Here is a 10,802-nt window from a genome sequence, read left to right on the forward strand (position 1 = left end):
CCACATGCAGAGTCTCCTCCACGCAGCAGCAGCCCCACTGAGCATTCCCAGCCCGGGCTGGTCCGGATTCGACATCCCGCTGCCGTGGGGGACTCTGCGCATCCATGCCTACGCGCTGTGCATCCTGCTCGGTATCGTCGTGGGCCTGTGGCTCACCTCGGTGCGCTGGAGGCGCCGGGGCGCTCCCGAGGGCAGCCTGTGGGATATCGCCATCTGGGCCATTCCCTTCGGCATCATCGGCGGCCGCCTGTACCACGTGTTCTCCTCGCCGGACGCCTACTTCGGTCCCGGCTTCGACGGCACCGGCGACCTGAGCCTGATCCCGCAGGTCTGGCGCGGCGGCCTCGGCATCTGGGGCGCGGTGGTGCTCGGCGCCGTTGGTGCCTGGATCGGCTGCCGCCGGCTCGGCCTCAAGCTCACCGCTTTCCTGGACGCTGCCGCCCCGGGGCTGCTGCTGGCCCAGGCCATCGGGCGCTGGGGCAACTGGTTCAACCAGGAACTCTTCGGCGGGCCCACCACCCTGCCCTGGGGCCTGCAGATCGATCCCGCCAACCCGAACTTCCCGGCCGGGCTGCCAGCCGACACCCTGTTCCACCCGACGTTCCTGTACGAATCGCTCTGGAACCTGGCCGGCGTCGGAATCCTCCTGCTGCTGGACCGCCGCTTCCACTTCCGCCGCGGCCGGCTGTTCTGGCTGTACGCGATGTACTACACGCTCGGCAGGGTCTGGATCGAAGCCCTGAGGATTGACGACGCCGAGCAAATCACCCTGTTCGGGATCACCACGCGGCTGAACGTCTGGACCAGCATCGTGGTCTTCCTCGCGGCTCTCATTGTCTTCATCCTCCTTGGAATCCGCGCCCCGAAGACCCCGGATTCGGTGTACTTGAAGGGCCACGGACCGGACCGCGACGTGACCACCCTCACCGGTCACAACCTGGACAGTTCTGTCTCAGATAGCGGTTCGCGTGGTAATCTCCCGGAGAAGAACAGTGATCTGACCCACCCCTCGGCGCCCTCGGACGCGGACGGGAAAACCCCCTCGGACACCGCTCCGGAGGCCGCACAGCAGCCCGCAGGACGCACGGGGGAGGCCGGGTCCGAATCCGGGCCGGACGCAGGCAGGAGCACCTAGCCGGCGTCCCGGCCCTGGGGCACCGGGCTACCGCCAAGAACCCCCGCCACAGCGTCGTGGCACCTTCGTGACAACCGGGCAGCATACGATCGCCGCCAGGGTCAAAAACGGGCTGGAGCCGTACGTAACTCTTCGCTGCGCATCGGCGGCTGGCCTACAATTTCAGTAATTCAGCGCTTTGTTGTGCCCGTCACACGGCAGACAAGGTGGGGCCAACGTTGTCCCTTCCATTCGCACGATCTCGAGGAAGGACGTCTTCATGACCCGTCTTCACCGCCCAAGCCAAGCCGGAACGGTTGAACCGCAGGGAGCCATCTCTCCCTTCAAGCGTTTCGCGGCGCTTCCGGAGGCCCAAGGCCTGTACAACCCGGAGCAGGAGAAGGACGCCTGCGGCCTGGCAATCATCGCCACGCTGCGCGGAGAGCCCGGCTACGACATTGTGGACGCGGCCCTGACCGCCCTGCGCAACCTCGAACACCGCGGCGCCGTCGGCGCCGACGAAGGAACCGGCGACGGCGCCGGCCTGCTGATGCAGATTCCGGATGAGTTCTTCCGCGCCGTCACCGAGTTTGAACTCCCCGCCGCCGGCCAGTATGTGGTCGGCACCGCGTTCCTGCCCGCAGAAGGGCGCGAGGCCGACACCGCCAAGGCCGGCATCGAAGGCCTCGCCGCAGACGAAGGCCTGACCGTCCTCGGCTGGCGCGAGGTTCCCGTCGTCGCCGACCTTGTCGGCGCCATGGCCCGCGCCTGCATGCCGTACTTCGCCCAGCCGTTCTTCGCCTCCGCCACCGGCGAGACCCTGGACCGCAACGAACTGGACTCCCGCGCCTGGCGCATCCGCAAGCGCGCGCAGAACAAGTTCGGCGTGTACTTCCCGTCCCTGTCCTCACGCACCATCGTGTACAAGGGCATGCTGACCACCGCGCAGCTGGAGCCCTTCTACCCGGATCTGTCGGACAAGCGCTTCAAGACCAAGCTGGCAATCGTCCACTCGCGTTTCTCCACGAACACCTTCCCGTCCTGGCCGCTCGCCCAGCCGTTCCGCACCATCGCCCACAACGGTGAAATCAACACCGTCAAGGGCAACCGGAACTGGATGCGCGCCCGCCAGTCGCAGCTGGCCAACCCGCTGCTGGGCGATTCCCCGGAAGAGCTGTACCCGATCTGCACCCCCGGCGCTTCCGACTCCGCATCCTTCGACGAGGTGGCCGAGTTGCTGTGGCTCTCCGGCCGCCCGATCACGCACTCGATCATGATGATGATCCCGGAGGCCTGGGAAAACCACGCCACCATGGATCCGGCACGCCGTGCCTTCTACGAGTACCACTCGCTGCTCATGGAGCCGTGGGACGGTCCCGCCGCCGTGTCCTTCACGGACGGCAACCTGGTTGGCGCCACCCTGGACCGCAACGGCCTGCGCCCCGGACGCTACTGGATCACCGAAGACGGCCTGATCGTCTTCGCCTCCGAGGTTGGCGTGATCGACGTCGAGCCGTCCAACGTGGTCAAGAAAGGCCGCGTCTCCCCGGGCAAGATGTTCCTGGTGGACACCGAGGCCGGCCGCATCATCGACGACGCCGAGGTCAAGGCCGAGGTCGCCGCCGCCAACCCGTGGGCCGAATGGCTCAAGGACAACCTGATCGACCTCAACGACCTTCCCGAGCGCGAGCACGTGCTGCACACGGCCGCGTCCGTGAACATCCGCCAGCGCACCTTCGGCTACACCACCGAAGAGCTGAAGATCCTCCTCGGCCCGATGGCCCGCACCGGCGCCGAGCCGCTCGGCGCCATGGGCTCGGACACCCCGGTGGCCGTCCTGTCCAAGCGCCCGCGCCTGCTCTTCGACTACTTCGTGCAGTCCTTCGCGCAGGTCACCAACCCGCCGCTGGACGCCATCCGCGAGGAACTGGTCACCTCCCTCAAGTGCGCGATCGGTCCGAACGGCAACCTGCTCGACGTCGGACAGGTCCGCCAGCCGCAGGTGTCCCTGCCGTTCCCGGTGATCAACAACGACCAGCTCGCCAAGATCGCGAACATCGAAAACGCCGACGGCGACAAGATCGCTATGAAGGTCCGCGGCCTCTACCGCCCCGAGGGTGGCGAAGCGGCCCTGCGTGCCCGCCTCACCGAGATCTGCGAGCAGGTTTCCGGCGCCATCAACCGCGGTGTGCAGTACATCGTCCTCTCGGACCGTGACTCCAACGCGCAGTGGGCGCCCATCCCGTCGCTGCTGCTGGTCAGCGCCGTGCACCACCACCTGCTGCGCAGCGCCAACCGGACCAAGACCGCCCTCGTGGTCGAAGCCGGCGACGTCCGCGAAACGCACCACGTCGCCGTCCTGGTTGGCTACGGCGCCTCGGCCGTGAACCCGTACCTGGCCATGGAATCCGTGGAGCAGCTCATCAGCACCGGTGAAGTTGTGGGAGTCACCCCCGAGGACGGCGTCTACAACCTGATCAAGGGCCTCGGCAAGGGCGTCCTGAAGATCATGTCCAAGATGGGCATCTCCACCGTGGCCTCCTACACGGGTGCCCAGACCTTCGAGGCCCTGGGCCTGTCCCAGGAACTCGTGGATGAATTCTTCTCCGGCACGCACTCCCAGCTGGGCGGCGTGGGCCTGGACGTCATCGCCGCCGAAGTGTCGGCACGCCACCAGATGGCCTACCCGGAAGGCGGCATCGAGCAGCCGCACCGCCCGCTGCTCGGCGGCGGCGAGTACCAGTGGCGCCGCGACGGCGAACCGCACCTTTTCAACCCGGAGACGGTGTTCCGCCTGCAGCACGCCACCCGTGAGCGCCGCTACGACATCTTCAAGTCCTACACCCAGGGCATCGATGACCAGTCGAAGAACCTGATGACACTGCGCGGCCTGCTCAAGTTCAAGGACGGCCTTCGCCAGCCGGTGCCGCTTGAGGAAGTCGAGCCGGTCTCCAGCATCGTCAAGCGCTTCTCCACCGGTGCGATGAGCTACGGCTCCATCTCCAAGGAAGCCCACGAAACCCTTGCCATTGCCATGAACCGCCTGGGCGCCAAGTCCAACACCGGCGAAGGCGGCGAGGACGTGGAGCGCCTGCTGGACCCGGAGCGCCGCTCAGCCATCAAGCAGATCGCGTCCGGCCGTTTCGGCGTGACCAGCCTGTACCTGACGAACGCCGAGGACATCCAGATCAAGATGGCCCAGGGCGCCAAGCCCGGCGAAGGCGGCCAGCTCATGGCCCAGAAGGTGTACCCCTGGGTTGCCCGCACGCGTCACTCGACTCCCGGCGTCGGGTTGATTTCCCCGCCCCCGCACCACGACATCTACTCGATCGAGGACCTCGCGCAGCTCATCTACGATGCCAAGCGCGCGAACCCGTCGGCGCGTGTCCACGTGAAGCTGGTCTCGGAGGTCGGCATCGGCACGGTGGCGTCCGGCGTGACCAAGGCGAAGGCCGACGTCGTGCTGGTCTCCGGCCACGACGGCGGAACCGGCGCCTCGCCGCTGAACTCGCTCAAGCACGCGGGTGTCCCGTGGGAGCTCGGCCTCGCCGAGACCCAGCAGACCCTGATGCTCAACGGCCTGCGCGACCGCGTGGTGGTGCAGGTGGACGGGCAGCTCAAGACCGGCCGCGACGTCGTCATCGCCGCCCTGCTGGGCGCCGAGGAGTACGGCTTCGCCACCGCTCCGCTGGTTGTTTCCGGCTGCATCATGATGCGCGTCTGCCACCTGGACACCTGCCCGGTGGGCGTCGCCACGCAGAACCCCGAGCTGCGCTCCCGCTTCACCGGCAAGCCCGAATTCGTGGTCAACTTCTTCGAATTCCTTGCCGAAGAAGTGCGCGAGCTGCTCGCCGAACTGGGCTTCCGCAGCCTGGAGGAGGCCATCGGCCACGCCGAAGTGCTCGACTCCCGCGACGCGATCGACCACTGGAAGGCCGACGGACTGGACCTCGATCCGATCCTGCACGGCCTCGAGTTCGACGACGACGTTCCGCTGCGCAACCTGACCGGCCAGAACCACGAGCTGGACAAGCACTTCGACCAGCGGCTCATCACCATGGCCGCCGAGGCGCTCAGCGACCGTTCGCCGGTGAGGATTTCCCTCGACGTCATCAACACCGACCGCTCCGTGGGCACGATGCTCGGACACGTGGTGACCAAGACCTTCGGCACCGACGTGCTGGCCACGGACACCATCGACATCACGCTCAACGGCACCGCCGGCCAGTCGCTGGGCGCCTTCCTGCCCGCAGGCATCACCCTGCGCATGTACGGCGACTCCAACGACTACGTCGGCAAGGGTCTCTCCGGCGGCCGGATCATCGTCCGTCCGGACCGCAACAATGTGTTCCAGGCCGAACGCAACGTCATCGCCGGCAACGTGATCGGCTACGGTGCCACGAGCGGTGAGCTGTTCCTCCGCGGCCAGGTGGGCGAACGCTTCCTGGTCCGCAACTCCGGTGCCACCGCCGTCGTCGAAGGTATCGGCGACCACGGCTGTGAGTACATGACCGGTGGCCAGACCCTGATCATCGGCCGCACCGGCCGCAACTTCGGCGCCGGCATGTCCGGCGGCACCGCCTATGTGCTGGACCTGCAGCCCGCACGCGTCAACAAGGAAGCCCTGGACTCGGGCGAGCTCCAGCTCCTTGAACTCGACGCCGAGGACCGTGACATCGTGCACGGCCTGCTGGTCAAGCACCTGGAGGAAACCGAATCTGTCCTGGCCGGCCGCCTGCTCGAAAACTTCGACGACACGGCCGCCCGCATCACCAAGGTGCTGCCGCGCGACTACGCGGCAGTCCTGCAGACCCGTCTCTCCGCCATCGAAGAGGGCCTCGACCCCGACGGCGAAGAAGTTTGGTCCCGAATTCTGGAGGTAACCGGTGGCTGATCCACGCGGATTCTTGAAGGTCCGGCAGCGCGAAACGCAGCCACGCCGCCCCGTTCCCGTCCGCATCATGGACTGGAAGGAAGTGTACGAAGCCCAGGACAAGGGCGTGCTCAAGAGCCAGGCCGGCCGCTGCATGGACTGCGGCGTGCCGTTCTGCCACCAGGGCTGTCCGCTCGGGAACCTGATTCCCGAATGGAACGACCTCACGTGGCGCGGCAAGGGCGAGGAAGCCATCGAGCGCCTGCACGCAACGAACAACTTCCCGGAGTGGACGGGCCGCCTGTGCCCGGCACCCTGCGAGGCGTCCTGCGTGCTCGGCATTAACCAGCCCGCTGTCACCATCAAGCAGGTGGAAGTCTCGATCATCGACGAGGCCTTCGAAAACGGCTGGGTCCAGCCGCTGCCGCCCACCCGCTTGTCCGGCAAGACCGTGGCCGTCGTCGGCTCCGGTCCGGCCGGCCTCGCAGTGGCCCAGCAGCTGACCCGCGTGGGCCACACCGTTGCCGTCTACGAGCGTGACGACAAGATCGGCGGCCTGCTGCGCTACGGCATCCCCGACTTCAAGATGGAGAAGGAGCAGGTCGACCGCCGCATTGAGCAGATGAAGGCGGAGGGCACCCGTTTCCGGACCGGCGTGAACGTCGGAACCGACGTCACCTGGGAGCAGTTGCGCCGCCGCTACGACGCCGTGGTCATCGCCACCGGTGCCACCGTGCCGCGCGACCTGCCGATCCCGGGCCGCGGGCTCGAAGGCATCCACTACGCCATGGACTACCTGGTCCCGGCCAACCGTGTTGTTGCCGGCGAAACCGTGGAGAACCAGATCGACGCCCGCGGCAAGCACGTGGTGATCCTGGGCGGCGGCGACACCGGTGCGGACTGCCTCGGCACCGCGCACCGCCACGGCGCGGCTTCCGTGACCACCCTCGCCATCGGCAAGCAGCCGCCGCTGGAGCGTGCCGCGCACCAGCCCTGGCCGACGTTCCCCACGCTCTTCGAGGTCGCCAGCGCCCACGAAGAAGGCGGCGAACGCACGTACCTGGCCTCCACCGTCGAGTTCATCGGCGAGGACGGCAAGCTTACCGGCGTCAAGGTCGCCGAGACCGAGTTCGTGGACGGCAAGCGCCTGCCCAAGGCCGGCACCGAGCACGTCATCCCCGCGGACCTGGTCTTCCTCAGCCTGGGCTTCACCGGCGCCGAGCCGGCCGGCATCACCGAGCAGGTGCACGCCGAGTTCGACGGCCGCGGCAACGTGGCCCGGGACGGCTACTACATGACGAACACCGAAGGGGTCTTCGTTGCCGGCGACGCCGGACGTGGACAGTCCCTCATCGTGTGGGCCATCGCGGAGGGACGCGCCTGCGCGGCTGCCGTCGACAAGCACCTCATGGGAAGCACCATCCTTCCGGCACCTGTCGCGCCTACGGACCGGGCCATCTCCGTCCTGTAGGTACCGCAAGTTCCCCATCCACATCCAGCAGCACAATTACTAGGGTAGGTATATGAGACGCGCGAAAATTGTGGCCACGTTCGGGCCGGCCATCTCCAGCTTCGACAACACCCTCGCGGTGCTCGAGGCCGGCGTGGATGTCGCCCGCATGAACATGAGCCACGGCGACTACTCCGTTCACGACAACACTTACGAGAACGTCCGCAAGGCCTCCGCCCAGTTGCACAAACCGGTCGCCATCATGGCCGACCTGCAGGGACCGAAGATCCGCCTGGGCCGTTTCGTCGAGGGCCCGCACGCCCTCGACGTCGGCGACACCTTCACCATCACCACCGAAGACGTCCCCGGCACCAAGGAGATCTGCTCCACCACGCTCAAGAGCCTCACCGAAGACGTCAAGGTGGGGGACACCCTTCTGATCGACGACGGCAAGGTGTCCCTGCGTGCGACCGCGGTTGACGACGTCAAGGTCGTCGCCACCGTCACCGTCGGCGGCATGGTGTCCAACAACAAGGGCATCAACCTGCCCGGCGTCGCCGTCAACGTCCCCGCATTGAGCGAAAAGGACGAGGACGACCTCCGCTGGGCCATCAAGCGCGGCGTGGACCTCGTGGCGCTCTCCTTCGTCCGCGACGCGGCCGACATCAAGCGCGTGCACGAGATCATGGACGAAGAAGGCCGCCGCGTTCCGGTGATCGCAAAGATCGAAAAGCCGCAGGCCGTGGACCAGCTCCACGAGATCATCGACGCGTTCGACGCGATCATGGTGGCCCGTGGCGACCTCGGCGTCGAGCTGCCGCTCGAGGAGGTTCCGATCGTCCAGAAGCGCGCCATCGAACTGGCCCGCCGCTGGGCCAAGCCGGTCATCGTGGCCACCCAGGTCCTCGAATCTATGATCGACAACCCGCGCCCCACCCGCGCCGAGGCGTCCGACTGCGCCAACGCCGTCCTCGACGGCGCCGACGCCGTCATGCTTTCCGGCGAAACCTCCGTCGGCAAGTACCCGATCGAAACCGTCAAGACCATGGCGCGGATCATCGAGTCCACCGAAGAACACGGCCTGGAGCGCGTGCCCCCGCTGGGCACCAAGCCCAAGACCCGCGGTGGCGCCATCACCCGTGCCGCCGTCGAAATCGCCGACCAGCTGGAAGCGAAGTACATCTGTACCTTCACCCAGTCCGGCGACTCGGCACGCCGCCTGTCCCGCCTGCGCCCGATCAAGCCGGTCTTCGCCTTCACCCCGGTGGAGCACGTCTGGAACCAGCTGGCCCTCACCTGGGGCATCCAGCCGGTGCTGGTCTCCACCGTGGACCATACGGACGCCATGACCGCCCAGGTCGACCGCAGCCTCCTGGACATGAAGCTCGTCGACAACGGCGACCTCGTGGTCATCGCCGCCGGTTCGCCTCCCGGACAGGCCGGCTCCACCAACTCCCTGAAGGTCCACAAGGTGGGCGACCTCGCCGACACCTCCAAGGCCAGCGCGGAGCGCAAGGAAAAGCTCGGCCCGTGGCCGGAAAAGAAGAAGAGGAAGGCGGCCGCGAAGGCCTGATCCTCACCTTCGACAGCAAAGGAGGCTCCCGCCGAACGGCGAGAGCCTCCTTTGCTGTCTCGTGCTCAAGTACGACGGCGGTCGGTGCGGGATGCGAAAAAGGCGCCCGGCCGCCGTCGTACGGCTCCCGGACGCCTCTTTGCGGCGTGACGCTTAGTTGACCTGGTTGATGATGGTCTCGGCCACTTCGCGCATGCTCAGGCGGCGGTCCATGGAAGTCTTCTGGATCCAGCGGAAGGCTTCCGGTTCGGTCAGGCCCATCTTGGTGGTCAGCAGGCTCTTGGCGCGCTCCACGAGCTTGCGGGTGGCGAACTGCTCCTGGAGGTCGGACACTTCGCTCTCGAGCGCCTTGATCTCCTCGTGGCGGGAGAGGGCGATTTCGATCGCGGGGATGAGGTCGGCCGGGGTGAAGGGCTTGACGACGTACGCCATGGCGCCGGCGTCGCGGGCACGCTCCACCAGTTCCTTCTGGCTGAAGGCGGTCAGCAGCACCACGGGGGCGATGCGGGCCTTGACGATCTTTTCGGCGGCGGAGATGCCATCCATGACGGGCATCTTGACGTCCATCAGCACGAGGTCGGGCGTGAGCTCCTCGGCCAGTTCCACGGCCTTCTCGCCGTTGTCCGCTTCTCCGACGACGTCGAAGCCTTCGCCCTTCAGGATTTCGATGATGTCGAGGCGGATGAGGGTCTCGTCTTCTGCGACCACAACGCGGCGGGCAGGCTGGGAAGCGGGCTTGGATTCCGTCTGTTCTGACACAGGATCTCCTTGGAGGGGTAGGCGGGTTCTCCACCATCTTAGTTGCCCCGGTTCGTGCGTATGATTTATTGCTCGGCCGGGTCGGTTCTGAGATTCAGACTATCTGCATGTAGAGTAGTTTCGCGCACTCCAGCAGGAGCGGATGTTTTCCGGTGGTTTCTTGTTGGGTGTTCCGCGCCCGAGTGGCGGAATTGGCAGACGCGCCGCACTCAAAATGCGGTATCGAAAGGTGTGTGGGTTCGAGTCCCACCTCGGGCACAGCAAAACCCCTCGTCAGAGGGGTTTTCGCTTTTAAGTGTGTACACAGCTGACAAGTGCCTCTGCTGATCGCCCCGGGGTGCTTGCCGCCGGGTCGGCCTTTTCGCCTCCAGCGGGTAAGCCAAGCGGCAGCCCCGCAGTCACCGCGGTCCGCGCTGCTCAGCACCGCTCACTTGGGCCGTTGTGTCAGCCATTCCTTAATGGTCCGGGCCTCCGGCAGGACCTCGCGCGTTGCCTGCGTACTCATGTCGAATTGTCCGGTCTGCAGCCATCGCCACATGGTGGTGAGGTCCTTTCCCACGAAGCGTTCAAACAGCTTCTCCGGCATCGGCACGCCACGGGGCTTTCGTCCGGTCTGTTCCTGCCATAGGGTGCGGCATTCGTCTATTGACTGCACGTCGGATGCCAAACCCAGCACCGCGCCGCTCCACCGTTCGGGGTCGGCGAACATTCGGGCGGCGATGGCACCCAGATCGTCAACGCACAGCCAGCCCACCGGCCGGGTCGGGCCCATCAGCTTTGGCATCAGGTGCCAGGTGGAAAACTGTGGGTAGTAACCTTGGTCCGTCATCAGTTCCATGAAAGCCATTGGCCGGAGCACGGTGAGCGGCAGTCCGAGTTCGCGAAAGCGCAGGGCTATGACCAGCTTCGAGTCCCAGGAGCCGACGCCTGTCGGCTGGTCGCTGACTCCTGCCGCCCCGTACACCACGTGGCGTATGCCCGCTTCAGCTGCAGTCTCCGCCACGTTGCTGCCTTGCCGGACTTCGGCGTCGAT

General features: G+C 66.5%; 6 protein-coding genes and 1 tRNA gene. 5 read left to right on the top strand and 2 right to left on the bottom strand.

Annotation, left to right across the window (positions count from 1 at the left end):
• Nucleotides 1-4 precede the first annotated feature (4 nt).
• The 4 genes from lgt (at nt 5) to pyk (ending at nt 9,010) form a co-directional block, all read left to right on the top strand.
• Nucleotides 5-1,135, top strand: coding sequence for a prolipoprotein diacylglyceryl transferase (gene lgt / locus BLP88_RS05875; RefSeq protein WP_074587650.1), 1,131 nt, complete (start codon nt 5-7; stop codon nt 1,133-1,135).
• A 259-nt stretch (nt 1,136-1,394) separates the two neighbouring features.
• Nucleotides 1,395-6,008: a glutamate synthase large subunit gene (gltB, locus tag BLP88_RS05880; protein WP_074587652.1), complete on the top strand. Its 4,614-nt coding sequence runs from the start codon at nt 1,395-1,397 to the stop codon at nt 6,006-6,008.
• The gene (locus BLP88_RS05885) at nt 6,001-7,458 is read left to right on the top strand and encodes a glutamate synthase subunit beta (RefSeq protein WP_074587654.1); all 1,458 of its coding nucleotides are present in this window, start codon (nt 6,001-6,003) and stop codon (nt 7,456-7,458) included. The genes gltB and BLP88_RS05885 overlap by 8 nt, the downstream gene beginning before the upstream one ends.
• Before the next feature lie 52 nt (nt 7,459-7,510).
• The gene (gene pyk, locus BLP88_RS05890; RefSeq protein ID WP_074587656.1) at nt 7,511-9,010 is read left to right on the top strand and encodes a pyruvate kinase; all 1,500 of its coding nucleotides are present in this window, start codon (nt 7,511-7,513) and stop codon (nt 9,008-9,010) included.
• Nucleotides 9,011-9,163: 153 nt separating this feature from the next.
• On the opposite strand, the gene BLP88_RS05895 is transcribed toward pyk, so the two are convergent.
• On the bottom strand, nt 9,164-9,769 hold the full coding sequence (locus BLP88_RS05895; protein ID WP_074587657.1) for an ANTAR domain-containing response regulator: 606 nt from the start codon (nt 9,767-9,769) through the stop codon (nt 9,164-9,166).
• A 176-nt stretch (nt 9,770-9,945) separates the two neighbouring features.
• Here BLP88_RS05895 and BLP88_RS05900 point away from each other — a divergent pair.
• Nucleotides 9,946-10,027: transfer RNA gene (locus tag BLP88_RS05900), tRNA-Leu, on the top strand.
• A 169-nt stretch (nt 10,028-10,196) separates the two neighbouring features.
• Here BLP88_RS05900 and BLP88_RS05905 read toward each other — a convergent pair.
• Nucleotides 10,197-10,802: NmrA family NAD(P)-binding protein (locus BLP88_RS05905; protein WP_074587659.1), on the bottom strand; the 606-nt coding region annotated here is incomplete at its 5' end.

Source organism: Arthrobacter cupressi (genome assembly GCF_900099975.1).
Lineage (GTDB): Bacteria > Actinomycetota > Actinomycetes > Actinomycetales > Micrococcaceae > Arthrobacter > Arthrobacter cupressi.

Bases quoted from the DNA above. Each gene is read 5' to 3' on its own strand.
- lgt (WP_074587650.1), top strand. From the start codon at position 5: ATGCAGAGTCTCCTCCACGCAGCAGCAGCCCCACTGAGCATTCCCAGC.
- gltB (WP_074587652.1), top strand. From the start codon at position 1,395: ATGACCCGTCTTCACCGCCCAAGCCAAGCCGGAACGGTTGAACCGCAG.
- pyk (WP_074587656.1), top strand. From the start codon at position 7,511: ATGAGACGCGCGAAAATTGTGGCCACGTTCGGGCCGGCCATCTCCAGC.